17 protein-coding genes are annotated in these 18,752 nt (G+C 62.2%); 6 read left to right on the forward strand and 11 right to left on the reverse strand.

Annotated features, from left to right (window positions below; genetic code table 11):
• Positions 1 to 40: 40 nt before the first annotated feature.
• Positions 41 to 1,039 carry a TRAP transporter substrate-binding protein gene (locus CQ13_RS12430; protein WP_057843173.1) on the reverse strand — a complete coding sequence of 333 codons (999 nt, stop codon included), beginning with the start codon at positions 1,037 to 1,039 and terminating at the stop codon, positions 41 to 43.
• Between the two features lie 904 nt (positions 1,040 to 1,943).
• Here CQ13_RS12430 and CQ13_RS12435 point away from each other — a divergent pair.
• Positions 1,944 to 2,339, forward strand: a complete 396-nt coding sequence (locus CQ13_RS12435; RefSeq protein ID WP_028347342.1) for a helix-turn-helix domain-containing protein — start codon at positions 1,944 to 1,946, stop codon at positions 2,337 to 2,339.
• Between the two features lie 409 nt (positions 2,340 to 2,748).
• Positions 2,749 to 3,570, forward strand: coding sequence for an enoyl-CoA hydratase (locus CQ13_RS12445; protein WP_057843175.1), 822 nt, complete (start codon positions 2,749 to 2,751; stop codon positions 3,568 to 3,570).
• A 99-nt stretch (positions 3,571 to 3,669) separates the two neighbouring features.
• On the opposite strand, the gene CQ13_RS12450 is transcribed toward CQ13_RS12445, so the two are convergent.
• The 8 genes from CQ13_RS12450 to CQ13_RS12485 all read right to left on the reverse strand — a co-directional run bounded on the left by CQ13_RS12450 (position 3,670) and on the right by CQ13_RS12485 (position 12,755).
• Entirely contained in the window at positions 3,670 to 4,752 is a 1,083-nt protein-coding gene (locus tag CQ13_RS12450; protein WP_057843176.1) for an isocitrate/isopropylmalate dehydrogenase family protein, read from the reverse strand.
• Between the two features lie 131 nt (positions 4,753 to 4,883).
• Entirely contained in the window at positions 4,884 to 5,954 is a 1,071-nt protein-coding gene (locus tag CQ13_RS12455; RefSeq protein ID WP_057843512.1) for an alcohol dehydrogenase, read from the reverse strand.
• A 118-nt stretch (positions 5,955 to 6,072) separates the two neighbouring features.
• Complete coding sequence (locus CQ13_RS12460) at positions 6,073 to 7,053, reverse strand: ABC transporter ATP-binding protein (protein WP_057843177.1); 981 nt, start codon at positions 7,051 to 7,053, stop codon at positions 6,073 to 6,075.
• Complete coding sequence (locus CQ13_RS12465) at positions 7,050 to 8,030, reverse strand: ABC transporter ATP-binding protein (RefSeq protein ID WP_057843513.1); 981 nt, start codon at positions 8,028 to 8,030, stop codon at positions 7,050 to 7,052. The genes CQ13_RS12460 and CQ13_RS12465 overlap by 4 nt, the downstream gene beginning before the upstream one ends.
• Positions 8,031 to 8,041: 11 nt before the next feature.
• Positions 8,042 to 8,914, reverse strand: coding sequence for an ABC transporter permease (locus CQ13_RS12470; RefSeq protein WP_057843178.1), 873 nt, complete (start codon positions 8,912 to 8,914; stop codon positions 8,042 to 8,044).
• Complete coding sequence (locus CQ13_RS12475) at positions 8,901 to 9,851, reverse strand: ABC transporter permease (RefSeq protein ID WP_057843179.1); 951 nt, start codon at positions 9,849 to 9,851, stop codon at positions 8,901 to 8,903. Before CQ13_RS12475 ends, CQ13_RS12470 begins: the two co-directional genes overlap by 14 nt.
• A gap of 6 nt (positions 9,852 to 9,857) precedes the next feature.
• A complete protein-coding gene (locus CQ13_RS12480) occupies positions 9,858 to 11,399 on the reverse strand; it encodes an ABC transporter substrate-binding protein (protein ID WP_057843180.1) in 1,542 nt (513 codons plus the stop codon).
• Between the two features lie 150 nt (positions 11,400 to 11,549).
• Positions 11,550 to 12,755 (reverse strand): CaiB/BaiF CoA transferase family protein, encoded by a 1,206-nt coding sequence (locus CQ13_RS12485; protein WP_057843181.1) that lies wholly within the window; start codon positions 12,753 to 12,755, stop codon positions 11,550 to 11,552.
• A 199-nt stretch (positions 12,756 to 12,954) separates the two neighbouring features.
• On the opposite strand from CQ13_RS12485, the gene glgA reads away from it, so the two are divergent.
• Positions 12,955 to 14,382, forward strand: coding sequence for a glycogen synthase GlgA (gene glgA, locus CQ13_RS12490; RefSeq protein ID WP_057843182.1), 1,428 nt, complete (start codon positions 12,955 to 12,957; stop codon positions 14,380 to 14,382).
• 7 nt (positions 14,383 to 14,389) lie between these two features.
• Here the strand turns inward: glgA and CQ13_RS12495 are convergent, their stop codons facing one another.
• Together CQ13_RS12495 and CQ13_RS12500 are read right to left on the reverse strand one after the other, a co-directional pair.
• Entirely contained in the window at positions 14,390 to 15,553 is a 1,164-nt protein-coding gene (locus tag CQ13_RS12495; RefSeq protein WP_057843183.1) for a patatin-like phospholipase family protein, read from the reverse strand.
• A gap of 130 nt (positions 15,554 to 15,683) precedes the next feature.
• The gene (locus CQ13_RS12500) at positions 15,684 to 16,508 is read right to left on the reverse strand and encodes a 3-hydroxybutyrate dehydrogenase (RefSeq protein WP_057843514.1); all 825 of its coding nucleotides are present in this window, start codon (positions 16,506 to 16,508) and stop codon (positions 15,684 to 15,686) included.
• 188 nt (positions 16,509 to 16,696) lie between these two features.
• Between CQ13_RS12500 and CQ13_RS12505 the strand changes: the two genes are divergently transcribed.
• The 3 genes from CQ13_RS12505 to CQ13_RS12515 all read left to right on the forward strand — a co-directional run bounded on the left by CQ13_RS12505 (position 16,697) and on the right by CQ13_RS12515 (position 18,727).
• Positions 16,697 to 17,599 (forward strand): LysR family transcriptional regulator, encoded by a 903-nt coding sequence (locus CQ13_RS12505; RefSeq protein ID WP_057843184.1) that lies wholly within the window; start codon positions 16,697 to 16,699, stop codon positions 17,597 to 17,599.
• A gap of 117 nt (positions 17,600 to 17,716) precedes the next feature.
• Positions 17,717 to 17,902, forward strand: a complete 186-nt coding sequence (locus tag CQ13_RS12510; protein WP_057843185.1) for a hypothetical protein — start codon at positions 17,717 to 17,719, stop codon at positions 17,900 to 17,902.
• A 498-nt stretch (positions 17,903 to 18,400) separates the two neighbouring features.
• Positions 18,401 to 18,727 carry an antibiotic biosynthesis monooxygenase family protein gene (locus tag CQ13_RS12515; RefSeq protein ID WP_057843186.1) on the forward strand — a complete coding sequence of 109 codons (327 nt, stop codon included), beginning with the start codon at positions 18,401 to 18,403 and terminating at the stop codon, positions 18,725 to 18,727.
• Positions 18,728 to 18,752: the final 25 nt, after the last annotated feature.

An 18,752-nucleotide genomic window follows, 5' to 3' on the forward strand; every position in this document is an offset into this window, starting at 1 on the left:
CATGGCTTGCCCCACTCCCTGTCGCTCGGCGCGACAAATATCAGGCGACGTTGATCTTCTCGAAGATGGCTTCGGCGCCGATTTCCTTGGCATAGGTGGCCATCACGGGATCGGCGAGCTTCTTCATGGCATCGCGCTCTTCGAAGGGAACGCGCTTGAGCTTGCCAGCCTTTTCAAGCGTATCGAGCTTGACGACCTCCTCGCTCGACTCGAGCTGGCGGCCATAATCGCCGGCTTCCTTGCCGGCCTTCATGATCGCGTCCTGCAGGTCCTTCGGCAGGGTCTTCAACGTCTTCACCGAGAAGCAGATCGGCCGGATCGATACCGCGTGCTGGGTCAGATTGAGGTGCGGGGCAACTTCGTAGAACTTCATCGCCTCGACGCCGGCGGCCTCGTTTTCGCCCGCCGAGATCACGCCGTTCTGGATGGCGTTGTAGACCTCGTTGTAGGCGATCACCGTCGGGCTCATGCCAACGGCTGCAAACGTCTTCGACCAGATTGGAGCGCCCTGCACGCGCACCTTGAGGCCTTTGAGATCGGCGAGGTTCTTGAGCGGCTTGTTGGCGAAGATGTTGCGAATGCCGCCGCCCGCATAGCCGATCAGGACGACCTCCGCCTTGGTCGCGATTTCGTCGGCCACAGGTGCCAGAATATTCTTTTCGACCACCTTATTCATGTGCTCGATGCCCTTGAACACAAAGGGTGCATCGATGAAGGGAGCCGCCTTGGCGAAGGTCGACATGTGGGCCGGCGAGACGATGCCGTAATCGACCGCCTTGCCCTGCGACATGTACTCGAAATACTGCTTCTCGAGACCGAGCGACGAGTTCTTGTGCAGCGTGAAGTTGACCGGCTTGCCGTAGTACTTCTTCACCAGCTCTTCGAACCTGGTCAGCGCCTTGGTGAAGGCGTGATCGTCGTTGAACTGCACCGCCCCGTTAAGGGTAACGGGCGCCTGTGCCCTGACGATCGATGGCATGCCCAGGACGCCGGCCGCAGCCGTCGCACCAAGGCCCGCAAGTAGGGTTCTTCGTTTCATAGCTTCCTCCCCAGTAACGCCCGTCCCTTGTAAGCGGGACTTTAGCCTGGCCGACGACGCGGCCACTACCGCAAAGCGTATGCAAAACGGTGCGGCTGTGGAAGCCAATTTAAGTAGTACCCTAGGCCAATAGGCCGCAGACGGCTAGGCCGATGATTGCAGCCATTTTGGGCAAATCCCGGCTCGAGCCGAGCCTTGCGTCCCCCAGCGCGAAGAGCCGTAAAGCGCCCGACACGGCTTCGCGGTATGGGCGTCGCCGCGCGACATTGATCGATCCGTGAATGCCGCCGGCACGGTGCAACCGACACGCCGCAAATATTGCGCGATGTCGGATCCGGCCCGTCCCGCGTGCAAAGGCGTTCCCGTTCTAACGACGCTGCGCCAGATCTATTTGCAGGATTCCGATAGCGCGGCGAGCACGCGGCTTGCTGCTATTTCCCGGCACGCCTGATCCGAAAGCGGAGCTGAACTCTGCTGCATTTTGTCAGGCATCAGTGACCGCGGAAAATTTTAGCCACAACCGCCGATGCGCTGCGAGCGACTGCATGATCGGCCCGCACCCCCCGTAGAAATCCGGTACGTGATCGGGACACAGTAAGCATGCCGGCCAAAATCTGTGTCCATTGAACTCGCGGTGGTTGTGGTTTGTCGAATATTTTGCCAAATGTAATGGGCGGGGTTTTGCCAATACGCCCCGGGCGCCGACAGCTTTAGGTAGCTGGCGGCGCCGGTATCAGGATGCTTCCAATACGCAAAAGCGTTTGGCTACCATCCCGCAATCTCTCAGGAATTCCGTGGTTCCCTATACCACTCACGGACCGGACTGACTTTAACGCGGTACATATGGATGAACCCCTGACCTACTCTTGCCAGGGTTTCCCGATTGAAGGACGGTAAAACCAGAATGAACAGATCAGCAGCGAAAAAGATGAAACAGCGCAGCGCCGGCAAACCCGATATCGAATTGGGCAAACGGATTCGCCTGCGGCGTGTGGAACAGAAAATCTCGCAAGCGGAGCTTGGCGATAAGCTCGGCGTCAGCTTCCAGCAGGTTCAGAAGTACGAGAAGGGCGTCAATCGTGTCGGCGCGGCTCGTCTTCAGCAAATCGCTACCGCGCTCGACGTGCCTGTGACGTTCTTCTACGACGGCGACGGCAAGGCGCGCGAAGTCGAGAGCCTGCTCTTCCTGGACAGCGCGTTCAGCCTGAGGCTGCTTCGTGCCTACAGCAAGATCAAGGACCAGACTGTACAGCGTCAGTTGGTGTCTTTGATGGAATCGATCGCCGCCAACGAGGGCTAGGCATTATCGCGCCTGGATCGCAGCACCGCGGACCCGATCAATCGACGCGAGAAATCGCCGGGTAGCCTGTTGCTGCGCTGGGCCAAAGCTTGAGCTGGCCGGGACTATGCCGTGCGACGCCATCAGGATGGGGATGGCGAAGTCCGGATGCAACGCAGCGAAAAGCCGACGCGGCAAGTCTCTGACGACTACCGCCGGTTCGACCATCAACAACGACTGCATCACCGTCACGCCGATATTCCCTCACACGCAATGCGCGTGAGCCCGCTCCTGCCCTCACGACCTCACCTGACGACCTCCCCCTATTGCCCGGCGCCCCCTGCTGGTCGTACGTGCAAAAGCGGCAATTGACCTCGGCGCGACGCTTGTCCGACAATGGACCAAGCCTCACGAGTGAAAGCCGCAACCGATGCTCGACATCGCCAAAACTGCCGAAATATCCCATGCCGACGGCAAGATCCTGCAAAGCGTCAGCGATGGCGTCGGCGTCATTACCTTCAACAATCCCGACAAGCGCAATGCGATGTCGCTCGAAATGTGGGAGGGCCTGGGCCACGCGCTGACCGAATTGCGCGACGACGCGGACGTGCGCGTCGTGATCCTGGTCGGCGCCGGCGACAAAGCCTTCGTCTCGGGCGCCGACATCAGTCAGTTCGAAAAGACTCGCCATAACGCCGCGGCGTCGGAAGAATATTCCAAGCGGAGCGAGGCGCAGCGCGCGCTGCTCGCAAGTTACCCCAAGCCGACGATTGCCTGCATTCGGGGATTTTGCCTCGGTGGCGGCATGCAGGTCGCGATGCTTACCGACATCCGCATCGCGTCCGACAACAGCCAGTTCGGCATTCCAGCCGCCAAGCTCGGCATCGCCTATGGCTATGACGGCCTGCGCCACCTCGTCTCGCTGGTCGGACCATCCTGGGCGCGGCTCATCATGTACACTGGCATGCGGATCGAGGCTGCGGAAGCGTTGCGGATCGGATTGGTCGATCGTGTACTGCCGGATGCGGAGTTATGGGACGCCACCATGGAGATAGCGCGCACCATCTCCGGCAATGCGCCGCTCGCCATCAAGGCCGCCAAGATCACCATCGCCGAGGTGCTGAAGGACGAAAGCAAGCGCGACATGGATGCGATCAAGGCGATCGGCCACGCCTGCATGGATTCGGAGGATTTCCGCGAAGGCCGAACGGCTTTCATGGAAAAGCGCAAGCCGCAGTTCAAGGGGAAGTAGTGTCCGGCCCCCGTAGCCCGGCTGAGCGAAGCGACATCCGGGATTCTCACCAGTTCAGGCAGCAGTCCCGTGTGTCGCTGCGCTCACCTGGGCTACAAGCTACAGCGCCGCCAGCACCGCCGCCGCAATATCCGCCGTGCCGTTATTGCCGCCGAACTCCATCGGCTTGATTCCGCCCGCATAGGCCTTGTCGACCGCGCGCTCGATGCGTTCACCGGCTTCGGCGGCGCTTTCCAGCCCGTGCTTGTCGGCGAGCCAGTCCAGCATCATCGCGGTCGACAAGATCATCGCGGTAGGATTGGCCTTGCCCTGTCCCATGATGTCGGGCGCGGTGCCGTGGCACGGCTGGAACACGGCGTAGCGGTCGCCGATATCGGCCGAGGGTGCCATGCCTAGCCCACCGATCAGGCCGGCGGCGAGGTCGGAGAGAATGTCGCCGAACATGTTCTCCGTCACCATGACGTCGAAATCCCAGGGACGCTTCACCATCATCAGCGAGCAGGCATCGACATAGATCCGGTCGGACTTCACGCCGGGATGGCGCTTGGCCGCCTCATCAAACATCTCGCGAAAGAACGCGAACGCCCTGAATACGTTGGCCTTGTCGACGCAGGTCAGGCCGCCATTTGCCTTCCCCCGCGCCTTGCGGCGTTCGGCGAGGCGGAACGAGAATTCGAACAGCCGCTCCGAGGTCTTGCGGGTGATGACGAGCGTCTCGCGCGCCTCCGCGTCCGTGACGACGCCCTTGCCCATCGAGGCGAACAGGCCTTCGGTCGATTCCCGGATCAGCACGAGGTCGATGCCGCGCTGATCGGCGCCGATGATCGGGCTTGGCACGCCCGGGATCAGCCGCGCTGGGCGAACGCCGGCATAGAGATCGAAATGGAAGCGCAGTTCGATCTGCGGTGCGATCTCGGTGTTGTCAGGGTAGCGTACCGACGGCAGGCCGCAGGCGCCGAGCAGGATAGCGTCCGCCTCCTCGCACAGCCGCACGGTGCTGTCGGGCATGGATTTTCCGGTCGCGAGGTAATTGTTGGCGCCGGCCGGTGCCTCGGTGAAGCGAAACTTCAGCTCGCTCGACGCCTCGATCTTGCGCAGCACTTCCAGCGCCGGCGCCATGACTTCAGGACCGATGCCATCGCCGCCGAGAACGGCGATGTGGAGAGCGTTATTCGCGGACATGGGGGTTCCTTGGTTAGGTGGTCATTCCGGGATGGTCCGAAGGACCAGACCCGGAATCTCGAGATTCTCAGGTGCGCAATTGCGCACCATAGTTCGATGCTTCGCATCGCCCCGGAATGACGGCGAGGATTCTACGGCGTCAGCACTGCGCGGCCGACCAGTTTACCCTTCTGCAAATCGGCGAGCGCTTCGTTGGCTTTCGCGAGCGGCAGCGTCGTCACCGGAATCGGCGCGATCATCTTGTTTCGAACGAGTTCGAGCAATTCCTTGGTCTCACGCAGATTGCCGACATAGCTGCCCTGGATCGTGATCGCCTTGATCGGAATCAGCGGCAACGCCCAGGGCGCGCCGCCGCCGAACAGGCCGACGATGACGAGCTTGCCGCCCTTGGTCAGGCAGTCGAACCCAAGCTGCGTGGTGGCGGCATTGCCGACGAGGTCGATCACGGCGCGAATGGGTTCGCCGGCCTTTTTCGCGAGTTGCTCCAGCGCGTCCGGCGCCTTGCCGTCGACGGTTGCAAGCGCACCGGCGGCCTCGGCCGCTTCGCGCTTGCGCGCATCGATGTCGACGACGATGGCGCCCTTGCCGCCCATCGCCTTTAGCAGCGACAGCGCCATCAGGCCGAGGCCGCCGGCGCCGAAGACGACGATAGGCGAGTTGAAGGCGAATTCGACCTTCTTCAGCGCGCTGTAAGTGGTGACGCCTGAACAGGCATAGGGCGCGGCGGTAACGGGGTCGAGCCCCTTCAAGTTCAGAAGGTATTTCGGGTTCGGCACCGTCATGTGGTCGGCATAGCCGCCGTCGCAATAGACGCCGAGCGAGTTCGGCTTGACGACGCACATGTTCTCGTCGCCGCCGACGCAGGTGGCGCATTTACCGCAGCCGAGCCAGGGATAGACCAGCGCGACGTCGCCGACCTTGAGATCGCCTTTGTCGGCAGCGGTAACGTCGGGCCCGAACGCTACGAGCTCGCCGACCGTCTCGTGGCCCATCGTGCGCGGCAGCGACACGCCGCGGTCCTTCAGCGACAGCGGCTTGCGGCCATGGCCGAGATCGTAACCACCTTCCCAGATATGGAGGTCGCTGTGGCAGACGCCGGCGGCCTTCACCTTGATCAGCACCTGCGTACCCGTGGGCTGCGGCGTCTCCTGATCCACCTCTTTCAGCGGTGCGTTGAACTCGGCGACTTGAAAACTCTTCATCGCTTCTCTCCCGTCTTTCTTGTTCTTGAACCATTTCTTGGGCGCTAGATACTTCTTGAGAACCGACATTGCCACGTCCGTCCCATCGAGACAAACGCGGGCGGCGCTCCCCGGGTATTCAGATCAGCGGGTGATGGCAAGCCACGAACTGGCCCGGCGCCACAGCGCGCAGTTCCGGCATCTCGTCGCTGCATCGTTGATCTGCGCGGGGACAGCGGGTGCGAAACCGGCAGCCGGACGGCGGCGCGATCGGCGACGGCGGCTCCCCGACGGGCACGGTCTCGGCGGGGCGAACATCCGGGTCGGGCATCGGAATCGCCTCGATCAGGAGCGCGGTATAGGGATGCGCCGGCCTGGCGAAGAGCTGCTCGGAGGGACCGACCTCGCAGAGACGCCCCAGATACATCACCGCGACGCGGTCGCTCACGGCTTTCACCACCGCGAGATCGTGCGCAATGAACAGCAACGTCAGCCCGAACCGGGCCTTCATCTCCTCGAGCAGATTGAGTATCTGGGCGCGTATCGATACATCGAGCGCGGAGACCGGCTCGTCACAGACGATGAACTCGGGATTGAGAATGAGCGCGCGCGCGATGCAGATGCGCTGGCACTGGCCGCCGGAAAATTCATGCGGCAGCCGCCCGACGACGAGGGTCGGGTCAAGCCCGACCGCGCTCAACACCTCGTGGACAAGCTGCTTGCGCTTCTCCGGATCCTTGACGCCCGCGATCACCAGCGGCTCTGCGACAATGTCGCCGATCTTGCGGCGCGGGTTGAGCGAGGCGATCGGATCCTGGAAGATCAACTGCACGCGCCGGCGCATCAGCCGCAAGGCATCGCCTTGCATCGTCGTGAGGTCGTGGCCATCGAACAGCACACGCCCGGCGGTCGGGCGGCGCAGTTGCAGGACGGCGCGGCCCAGCGTCGATTTTCCGCAACCGGATTCGCCGACCAGACCCAGCGTTTCGCCGCGGGCGATCTGCAAGGAGACGCCGGACACGGCATGAACGATCCTGGAACCGACAGGATATTCGACAACGAGATTGTCGACTTCGAGCAACGCGTCAGACGAAATCGATGGAGCGGATTGCGGCATCATGCGTTGGCATCCGCGCGGGCTTCTATCGGGTGGAAGCAGGCGAACTGATGGGCCTTCGTCTCTGCCGCCTCGAGCGCCGGCTTCTCGTTCTGGCAGCGGGCCACCGCATAGCGACAGCGCGGCGAGAACGAGCACCCCTTCAGGGGCCGCGTCGGATCTGGCGGACGCCCCGATATCGCCGGCAACGGCGTGTGGGGCGCGGCGTCGAGTTTGGGGAGCGCCGCCAGAAGCGCTTCGGTATAGGGCATCCGCATCTTTTTGAACAAGGCAGGCGTCGGCGCGCGCTCGACCACGCGGCCGGCATACATCACCGCAACTTCATCAGTGCGGCCGGCGACGACGCCGAGATCGTGAGTGATGATGATCATCGCCATGTGGCGGCGGCGCTGCTCCCGCGCCAAGAGATCGAGGATTTGCGCTTGGATCGTGACGTCGAGCGCGGTGGTCGGCTCGTCGGCGATCAGGAGTTTTGGTTCGCACGACAGCGCGATCGCGATTGCCACGCGCTGCCGCATGCCGCCGGAGAGCTGGTGCGGATACTGCGCCAGCCGCTGCTCGGGCGCGGGGATGCCGACCGCCGCGAGCAGCTCGACGCTGCGTCTGGCGGCGGCGGCGTCGTCCAGTTCGAGGTGCTCCTGCAATGTCTCGATCAACTGCGTCCCGATTGTGAGCACCGGGTTGAGCGAGGTCATCGGATCCTGAAATACCACCGCCAGCGACCGGCCGCGCAGCTTGCGCAGTTTCTCTGGCGGAAGCTGCAGCAGGTCCTGCCCGTCGAATATCACCCGGCCGGAGAGCTTTGCCTTCTTGGGCAGCAATTGCAGGATGGCGCGCGACAGCATGGTCTTGCCACAACCAGATTCGCCGACGATACCGAGCGTGCGCCCGGCGCCGACGGTGAGGTCGACATGATCCACCGCGCGCAGATTGCCGCGCGGGGTCGGAAGATCGACGACGACATCTTCGACAGAAAGCAAGTTATTCGCGTTCACAGCGCGCCCTGTCGTGGATCGGTCAGCGCCCGCAGCGTGTCGCCGACCAGATTGAAGGAAAGCACGGTGAGAAACATCGCCGCTGCCGGCAAGAAGGCGAGCCGCGGGGCCACGTCGAGGCTCTCGCGCCCCTCCCCGATCATGCTGCCCCAGCTCGAGATCGGCGGCGGCACGCCGAGGCCGAGGAATGACAACGAGCCCTCGACAACGATGGTGATGGCAACACCGAGCAGGAAGAAGGCAAACAGCGGCAGGATCACGTTCGGCAACAGTTCGCGCAACAGGATGCGCGCATGCGTGGCACCCAGCGCCTGCGCCGCGATAACGAATTCGCGCCGTGACAGCGTCAGCGTCGCAGCGCGCGCCACCCGCATGAAGGCGGGAACGCCAAGGAAGCCGAGAATGAGAGTGAGATTGAGAATCGACTGCCCGAGATACGCCGTTACGGCCAGCGCCATGATAAGCGGCGGAAAGGCCAGCAGCACGTCCATGCTGCCGACAACGATCGATTCGAACCGGCCGCGGAAATAGCCCGCGAGCATGCCGAGCGCTCCGCCGATGGTGAGCCCGATTACAGGCGCGCAGAGACCGACCACGAGCGAGATTCGCGCGCCGTAGATCAAGCGCGAAAGCTCGTCGCGGCCGAGCCCGTCGGTCCCTAGCCAATGCTCCGCAGAGAACGGGGCCCGCCGTTCCAGCATGTCCATGTCGGTCGGGCTCGGCAGCGGCAGGGCAGGCGCAAAGACTGCCATCGCGAAAACGAAAGTCATCCAGCCGATCGCCGCCCAGAACAGCATGCCAAGCCGCCGGCCCTTGCGCGCAGGCTGGGTTACAGCAACCTCGGCAACATCGAGCTCAAGCGTGGCCATGGCGAATCCTGGGATCGAGAACCGCGTAGAGCATGTCGACGATGAAGTTCATGATGACGAAGCCCGCCCCGACCAACAGCACTACCCCCTGCAGAATGATCAGGTCGCGCGTCAGAATCGCGCCGATCAGCAACCGGCCAATGCCCGGAAGCGCAAAGATCGTTTCGACGATGACAGCGCCGCCGATCAACCGGCCGATATTGATGCCGGTGATCGTGACCAGGGTCAGCGACGATGGTTTGAGGGCATGCACGAACAGAATTCGCGCCGGCGTCAGCCCTTTTGCCTTGGCGAGCGCGATATAGTCTTCCTGCAAGGTCGCAATCATGTCGGAACGCAGCACGCGCATGATGCTCGGCCATTCCGCCAGTGCCAGCGTCAGCGACGGTAAAACGAGGAAGCGCAGGTTGGCGAGCGGGTCTTCGGCAAACGGCACATAGCCGGTGGCCGGCAGCCAGCGCAATTCGACCGCGAAGAAATAGATCAACAGGATCGCCGACAGGAAGGTCGGCACCGACAACATGCCGAAAGCAGTGCCGGTCATGAAGCGGTCGAACGGTCCACCGCTCCGCGCCGCGCAGACGATCGCCAGGGGAACGCCGATTCCGAGCGCACCGAGTTGCGCCAACAACATCAGCTCGATCGAGACCGGCAGCCGCTCGGCAACCGCCTGCAACACTGTTTGTCCGGTGCGGAACGAACGGCCGAAATCGCCCTGCAGCACATTGCCGAGCCAGCTCAGATAACGCCACCAGATCGGCTGATCCAGTCCCATGTCGTGCCGCAACGCCGCCACGTTCTCCGGCGTCGCCTGGTCGCCGAGGATGGTATACGCAAGATCGCCCGGCAACAGCGACGCGATGGAGAAGGTGAGCAGCGAAACCGCAATCAGCACCGGCAATAAGTACAACAGCCGGCGAGCGACGAAGAACGCCATCAGCGGTTATTCCTTCCAGGCGCGCGATACGTCGATCATCCCGCTGTACATTTTGGGCAGTCCTTTGACCTTCGCGCTCGATATCGCGTAGTACGTGTTCTGGAAGGTCCAGAACCAGATCGCCTCCTTGTTGATTAACCGCGTGATCTCACAATAGTCCTCAATGCGCTTGCCCTGGTCGGCTGTGACCCGCGCGCGCTCGAGCAGTTTATCGAGTTCCGGATTCGAATAGTTGGCGAGCGCGACCGGGCTGCCGGTGTGGAAATTGGCATACATCTGGATGTCAGGATCGGCGAGATCGACGATACGCCAGGGCGTCATCTGGAACTGGCGCATGAAGGCGCGTGGCGGAATGGTCGCCTGATCGACCTGCTCGATCTCCATGTTGGCGCCGGCCCGCTTCCATAACTGTTGCAGCACCTGGCCAACCATGCGCCCACGGGGCGTCGCCGTGACCAGCATCTTGAACTCGACAGGCTTGCCGTAGTCTTTGATCAGCGCCTTGGCCTTCTCGAGGTCTTCGGGAAGCGCACCGTCGTCCTTGCACTTGACCCAGGAGCCGTCGCCGTAGGGGTTGCTGGCAGGTCTGGCGAGACCATTTGTAATGGCTTGCGACATCTTCTTGCGGTCAAGCGCCATGACCAGCGCCTGGCGCACGCGCACGTCGTCGAACGGCGGTGTCTTGGTGTTGAAGGCGTAGACCTGCGCACCCGAACCGCCATAGGTGTGCACGGTCAACTTGGAGTCCTTTTGCGCCTTCTGGACGTTGTCGGCGGAGTATTCATCGTCCCAGATCAGGTCGACTTCGCCGGATTGCAGACTGGCAAAGCGCGATTGCGCATCGGGCAGCGGCTTCAGCGTGATACGGTCGAAATAGACCTTTTCCTTGTCCCAATAATCAGGGTTCTTCTCCAGGATCATGCGATCGCCGGCCGTCCAGGATTTCAGAATGTAGGGACCGGTGCCGACGGGATTGCGGTTGTAATCGTCGCCCTTGGTCTTCCACGCCGTCGGGGAATGTATCGCATTGGTCTGGCTCGCGTAGGACACTAACGACGGGAAGTTTACCGAGGGGTCTTTGAGGTTATAGACCAACGTCAGTTCGTCCGGCGCCTGAACGTTGTTGACATTGGAGATATAGAAGGCGCAACGGCACTTGTTGGCAGGATCTTTCTGTCGGTCGAAATTCGCTTTGAAAGATTCAGCATTGAACGGCGTGCCATCGTGGAACTTGACGCCAGGACGCAGCTTGAAGGTCCACACCTTGAAGTCCTCGGAGGGCTCCCAGGACAGCGCCAGCTTCGGCTGCGGCTTGCCGTTGGCATCGAGAGTGGTGAGCGTGTCGAAGAGTGCGGATGACGCAGTGAGTGCGGCCGCGTCGTAAACGCCGACCTTCAGCGGATCGAAGCCGGGGATATCGAGTTCGAGGCCGACGGTGATGCTGCCGCCCGCTTTCTGCGCGTTGGCCGGCATTGCCGACAGCGCCACGCCAAATCCCGCCACAAGAAATATTCGCGCGAGCGCGCTCGAACGGATCGCCGCTTTCATGGATGTTCCCTCCGATATGTCGTTCGTCCGGTATTCCGGATCGTCGATGTCTATCGGAGATTGTCCGGAAACGCCGCCGCGGGCAAGGGCGTTTGCAAGCCGCGGATGAAAAGCCGCAGCATCGACACCCTTGCGTCGCGACGCACGCCGTCAGGCGCTCGCGGACACCTGCGCCTTGCCAGCGAAGGATGCGATCTCTTCTTCCGACAGGCCGGTCTCCTTCAGGTAGGCACGCGTGTGCTCGCCGAGCGTCGACATGCGCTTCGCCGCCGACACGTTGGCGTCCGACATGCGGAACGGCAGATTGAGGACCTTGAAGGTGCCGCCACCGTCCTCCACCTCGGCCAATGCGCCGCGATGGGCAATCTGCGGATCGCGCAACGCTTCGGCTACCGTGCGATAGGCCGACGACGGGACACCGTGCGTGTTGAGCGCGGTAAGGCACTGCGCGGTCGTCACGGTGCGCGACCACGCTTCCACGCCTTCCATCAGGCTCGTCCAGTTTTCCCTCCGATTGGAATATTTGGCAAAGCGCGGATCGCTCACCCACTCCGGATGACCAATCACCTGCATCAAGCTCTGGAAGGTTTTCTCGCTGGCGATCGCCATCATGACGTAGCCGTCCGTGGTCTCGATCGGGCCGAACATCGGCCGTTGCGTCGGCTTCACCTCGAATTGCGACCATTGCAGTTCGTTCAACGTCAGGCTCAGCATGGATTCCAGCATCGAGACGTCGATATGCTGGCCTTGCCCGGTTGCCGTGCGCTGATACAGCGCCGCCGAGATCGCGCCGAATGCGTAGACGCCGGTGAGCACGTCAGCGTGATAGATGCCGCAGTAATCCGGCCGGCTTCGTCCCGGCTGGTAGGCCAGATGCGCCATCTCATAGCCTGATGCCGCGTGAATCACCGGCGCATAGGCCGGCAGCTCCGCCGACGGCCCGGTCTGGCCGTATCCGGAAATCGAGCAGTAGACTAATTTCGGGTTGAGGCCGTGCAGGGAGGCATAATCGAGCTTCAATCGCCGCATCACGCCGGGGCGAAAATTCTCCACCAGCACGTCGGCAGTCGCGACCAATCGGCGAACGGCTTCGACGCCCCTGGGCGATTTCAGATCGAGCACCAGGCTGTTCTTGCCGACGTTGAGCTGACCGAAGGCGGTCGAACAATTATTCCGTACCGGCGGACGGGTCCGCATTGTCTCGCCTTCCTCGGTCTCAATCTTGATGACCTCCGCGCCCATATCGGTTAGCATGCGCGTGCAGTGAGGCCCGGCAATCGTGGTTGAGAAATCGAGGACGCGTAGGCCTGCGAAGCTGCCTGTCATATTCCTCTGCTCGTTACCGGCTATCGTCATTCTCGTGTAGCTCCTTGGGCCTGACGGCACTTGTTGTTGGCGCGGCGTGACCCTAAAGGGCGCCGCCGCGGCAGGAAAGCCTTTCGCATTAGGAACCGATAGCGAGGGCCCGGCATTATCGGCAGTAGACTGGACCTTAAGACTAAACTGGACCCTTTCTTGCATTTCCCCTCATCAGAGGCTGGTAGAGGGCATTCCTTTGAGAGTCTTATTCATCACTACGGAAATGGATGATTTCGTCCGGGTGGGCGGGCTTGCCGCCGTATCCGCCGCCCTGCCCCGGGCGCTTCGCCGACGAAGCGACGTCAGGGTCATGCTGCCCGGCTACCGGGACGTCATAGAGCAACTCACCCACGTTGATATCGTTGGACAATGTGACGCGCTCGCGGAGATGCCGGCCTGCTCGGTCGGGCGGGCCGCGACCAAGGACGGCCTGCCGGTCTACGTCCTGCTCTGCCCGCAATTATATGACCGGCCCGGCAACCCCTACGGCGATGAAAACGGCCAAGACTGGCCCGATAACGACATCCGCTTCGGGCGGTTTGCATCCGCTGCCGCCGAACTTGCCTTGGGCAAGGTGGACAAGAATTGGGCAGCGGATCTGGTTCACGCCAATGACTGGCAGGCTGCATTGACGCCGGCCTACCTGGCCTGGAAGGACGCAAAAGTTCCTTCGATCCTGACCATCCACAACCTCGCCTATCAGGGACTGTTTCCCCCGGACTCGCTGCGCCGCATCGGAGCGCCTGAAAGCTCCTTCCACATCGACGGGCTCGAATTCTACGATCACATGTCGTTCCTGAAAGGCGGCCTCGTCTACGCCTCGCATCTGACCACCGTCAGCGCGACCTACGCAAAGGAGATCACGACGCGCGAGCTCGGCTGCGGGCTCGAAGGCCTGCTGAAGCGTCGCTCGGACGCCGACCAACTGACCGGCATCCTGAACGGCATCGACGAAAGCTGGGATCCGCGCGCTTGTGCACAATTGGCGCAGACCTTTGGCGCCGGCGATTGGGAAGGCAAGCAGGCGAACGCGAACTATGTCCGAAAGCAGTTTGGCCTGGCGGTGTCACGCGGGCCAATTTTTGCGCTTGTCGCCCGCCTCGTCCACCAGAAGGGCATCGACCTCGTGTTGTCAGCCGCCGACAAGATCATCGATGCCGGCGGCCAGATCGTCGTGACCGGCAGCGGCGAACCCCACATCGAGAAGGCACTGGTCGAGGCACATCTGCGCCGGCCGGACGCGATCGGTGTCGTCATCGGCTTCAACGATGGACAGGCGCGGCGGATGTTTGCCGGCAGCGATTTCACGCTGATGCCATCACGGTTCGAGCCGTGCGGGCTGAGCCAGATGTATGCGCAGCGGTTCGGATCGCTGCCGATCGGCCACCAGACCGGCGGGCTAGCCGAGACAATCAAGGACGGCGAAACTGGATTCCTGTTTGCAAAGCCGTCCCCGGAATCGTTTCTCGGCGGCGTGCGGCGGGCGTTCGAGGCCTTCCGCGCCAAGGACCGGCTCGACACGATGCGACGCAACGCAATGGCGCGATCGTTTAGCTGGGATCTTTCGGCTGCCTGCTACAACGCGCTCTACCGCAAAACGGTCGCACCTTCCATCGCCGCATAACTCCCATCTACTCCGCAGCTTCCGGCATCACCTCCGTCTGCTCGTGGAGGATGACGCCGGATAGCGGATCAAATTCGCCGACCCAGGGCTTCTTCTCGAGCACTGCTTTGGTGTGGCGGTAACCGGCATCCCAGCGCTGCATGATTCCGGACGGACTGAAATCGATGTCCTTGGTGTGGTCCTCCCGGCTGAGCTGCGGGGCAAGCAGCCGCACCACATGCATCCGGGTCGGACAGCCATAACCCGTCAGCTCCCTCACCGCCTCGCTGTTGCGCTCGGCCTCCGGCAAGCGCGCCGCGAGCTGGTTGATGACGTGGCGCAGCCGATGTGCCTGCTGCTGGCGGGCAATGTGGCTGGCGATCCGGCTCGAATACTGCACGTCCTTGTGCCGGTTCAGCACCTCCGCCATCGTGGTCGGCTCGGCGCCGGACGGATTCCAAAGATGTACGGCGAAGATCAGCGAGTTCTTGCGCGGATTATCGTCGAAGACGGCTTCCGTCGGCGTGTTCGACAATATGCCACCATCCCAGTAAAGCTCGCCGTCGATGCGGATCGCCGGGAATGCCGGCGGCAGCGCGCCCGACGCCATGATGTGCCTGACGCCAAGCTCGCAGTCCCGGCTGTCGAAATAGCGCATCTGGCTGGTGCGGAGATGGGCGGCGCCGACCGTCAGGCGTGGCGAGCATTGATTGACCAGCTCAAAATCGACCAGCTCGCTCAAGGTTCTCTCCAGCGGCGCGGTCGAGTAGTAGCCGGCATTGTCGGCGCCGAGCGGATAGGAATCGCCGGCATGGGCTAACGGGTTGGGCCGAAAGAACCCGGGAATGCCGTTGGTCACGGTCGACCAGTAGGAAAGCTTTTCGTTGAAGCCTGGAAAGATGTCGCGAAAGGTCCAGACCGGATTCTGTTCCATCTTCTTCCAGAACTCGCGAAGGCGCGACAATCGGTTCTGCGGCGCGTTGCCGGCGATCAGGCCGGCATTGATCGCGCCGATCGAGGTGCCGATGATCCAGTCCGGCTCGATTCCGGCCTCATGCAGCGCTTGGTAGACACCGGCCTGATAAGAACCAAGTGCGCCGCCGCCCTGCAGCACCAGGACGATCTGACCCGACTCGGACCTGGCCAGCGACCGCAAGTTCGTCGAAGAACCGATATCCTGAACGTCCTTCATGTCACCCTCCCTCGGATTGTTTGCCGCGCTAAAGCGTTTTCCAGCGAAGTGGACACCGGTTCGCGTCAAGAAAACGCGTCAAAACAAGAATCTAGAGCTCGGTTCTGATTCAATCAGAACCGAAAAGGCGCTAGTGCGCGGTCCAGCCGCCGTCGACCGGCAGCGCGACGCCGGTGATCGAAGCGGCCGCGTCGCTGGCAAGAAACACCGTCAGCGCGCCGAGCTCTTCGACAGTGGCAAAACGCTTGTTCGGTTGCTGCGCCAGCAACACGTCGTGGATGACCTGCTCGCGAGAAATGCCGTGGGCCCTGGCCTGGCCGTCGATCTGCGCCTCGACCAGCGGCGTGTAGACGTAACCCGGGCAGATCGCGTTGCAGGTAATGCCGTCCTCCGCGGTCTCCAGCGCCGCCACCTTGGTCAGGCCGACGATGCCGTGCTTGGCGGCAACATAGGCCGCCTTGAACGGGGACGCGACCAAGCCGTGAGCGGAAGCGATGTTGATGATGCGGCCGAACCTGTTCTGGCGCATCGCGGGCAATGCGAGCCGCATGGTGTGAAATGCCGATGACAAATTGATCGACAGGATCGCGTCCCACTTCTCGACCGGAAACTGGTCGAGCGGCGCGACGTGTTGAATGCCGGCATTGTTGACCAGAATATCGAGCCGGCCGTGACTGGCGATCGTGGCCGCGATCATCTCGGCGATTGCTTCCCGGCTCGTCATATCGGCCGCGGAATAGCTGGCCTCGACGCCGAAATCGGCGGTAAGCTGATCGCGCGTCTTGGTGATCTCGGCGGCGAGGCCGAAACCGTTCAGCACCACGGCCGAGCCGGCTCCGGCCAACGCACGGGCGATCCCGAGCCCGATACCGCTGGTCGAGCCCGTGACCAGCGAAACCTTGCCTGTCAGTGGCCGCAAGGCCGAAGCGCCCTGTGTCTTGAGCTGAATATTCATGCGCCGCCCTTTCGTGTGGCTGGTCAACGTCGTAACGAGGCCATTTCCACCGCAATCTGCACGCTTGGCGCGGCTTCAAGGAAATGCCCTTTGGCTTCCAAAACCATACGCCCGCGCTATGGCGGTTTGGGTGGTCATTGGGGGGCGCAATCGGGTAGCTTTCCTGCACGGCAGAGCGGGGCACGACCATGGAGATGCATCAGGTTCGCTACTTCCTTGCGGTCGCGCGCGTGCTCAACTTCACGCGCGCCGCGGACGAGTGCAACGTCACGCAGCCGTCGCTGACGCGGGCGATCAAGCAGCTCGAAGCCGAACTCGGCGGCGATCTGTTTCGCCGCGAGCGCCCGGCCGCGCAATTGACCGAGCTCGGCCAGCGCATGCATCCGCTGCTCAAGCAATGCTATGAGGCGGCGACCGGCGCGCGCGAACTTGCCTCATCCTTCAAGAGCGGCGAAGTCGGCGCGCTCCGGATCGCGCTGACCCATTCGGTCGATCTGTCGCTGTTGATTCCGCATCTCGACCACCTCAAGCGGATGTTCAATCGTCTGGAGTTTCGTTTCTTGCGTGGCAACGCCCGCGAAGTCGCTGAATATCTCAAGAAGGGCGAAGCCGAACTCGGCATTGCCGCCGAAATCAGCGAAGAGTGGGACCGGCTCGATATCTGGCCGCTGTTTACCGAAAACTTTCAGCTCGTCATCAACCGGAAGCATCCGCTGGCAGACCGCAATAAACTCGACTTCGGCGATCTTCGCGCCGAACAGTTGCTGTCGCGGAACTACTGCGAACATGCGGCGCGGGTGAACTCTTCGCTTCGCGAACACGGCCTCGACGTCGATCGTGGCCACGAGATCGCATCCGAGCGCGACCTCATCGAACTGTTGGAGGCCGATATCGGCGTCGCCGTGGTGCCCGATACAGCGTCGATCCCGCCGACGCTAAAACGCGCCAGCGTCGAAGGGCTGGATGCGCGGCGAACGGTAAATCTTTATGGCGTGGCCGGACGTGAACGGACTGCGGTGGCATCCGCCATGATGCGGATGCTGCGTGGCGCCAACTGGCAGCAACGCATAGACAGGAATGGAACTCCTTGAGAGCTCCGGCTGGATCGGTTCCCCTCGCTTTCTGCCGCATTTGCGCTGAGTACGGATCCCCTTAAAATCCAGGACGGCCGCACCATATAGGAATTTGGCTGGGAGTTGGAGGGACCGATGAAACCTCATCCGCGCCCGAACCGCAAAGATTGGGAGCAGATCGCCGAGGATCTACAGGAGACAGCGGATAAGCTGCCGCCCGGCGATGATAAGGAAGCCGCCAAACGCAAGGCATTGCAAATGAGGAAGGCAGTCGAAATCAGAAATTGGCTGACTTCCCCAGGCATGCAACCACCCCGCTGATGCAGCGCTCTGCAGGGCGGAACCGCGGCGCACTCCTGCGTGGTAGGGTGAAAGTCTGCTCCATAAAGAGCGACCCCGCCATTTGAAATCGCAAAATGACAGGGCCGTCGGAGCATTTCACCTTCTACGAAGGGTACTTGCTCCTTACAGGCGTAACTTTCGACGCGCGATCACGTTCCGGGCTTCTTCGAGATTTGTCTTTCTCGAGATTTCTCTTCCTTGAGGTTTCTCCACCGGTTCCACTACCGACGCTTGGCATCCGGGCGGCCACCGGCCTTTCGCGGCAGCGATCCTGTTCGCGCGAGTCTTGCGCCCCCTCTCGGAACTGCTTCCCTTTCGCGGAATTTCCGTAGTTGAGGCGAGGTCACCAGGGCTGAACTGCTCGCCGACGTCGTCGAGCTTGCGGATGCCGGCGCGCGCCGGCAACGCTGGGGACCCGCGCCAGGCGCTGCGCCACGAAGCTGCGCTGAATTCGGTCTCGATCAAGGGAGATCAGCCATGCCGCAGATCCACGCCGACAAGCAACCCGTTACCCAGATCACGATCGTCGAGTCGGAGCCCGAAAAGCAAGCGGAGGCGTTGTCAGTCATGACCGAGCGCGCCCGCTTCATGGCGCGTCAGCCGGGCTTCATATCGATCAGCCTGCATCGCAGTCTGGATGGACGCCGCATCGTCAACTACGTGCAATGGCAGAACAGCGATCTGCTGCGATCGGCCCATCAATCGCCGGAGTTTCGCAAGCAGTGGGGCCACTTCGACGAAATCACTAGCGAGATCGATCCACATCTGTATGAAGTTTCTGCCGTCATAGACGGGAAAGCGTAAGCCTCGCAACAACCAGTGGGAGCAG

The organism is Bradyrhizobium retamae, from assembly GCF_001440415.1.
Classification (GTDB): domain Bacteria; phylum Pseudomonadota; class Alphaproteobacteria; order Rhizobiales; family Xanthobacteraceae; genus Bradyrhizobium; species Bradyrhizobium retamae.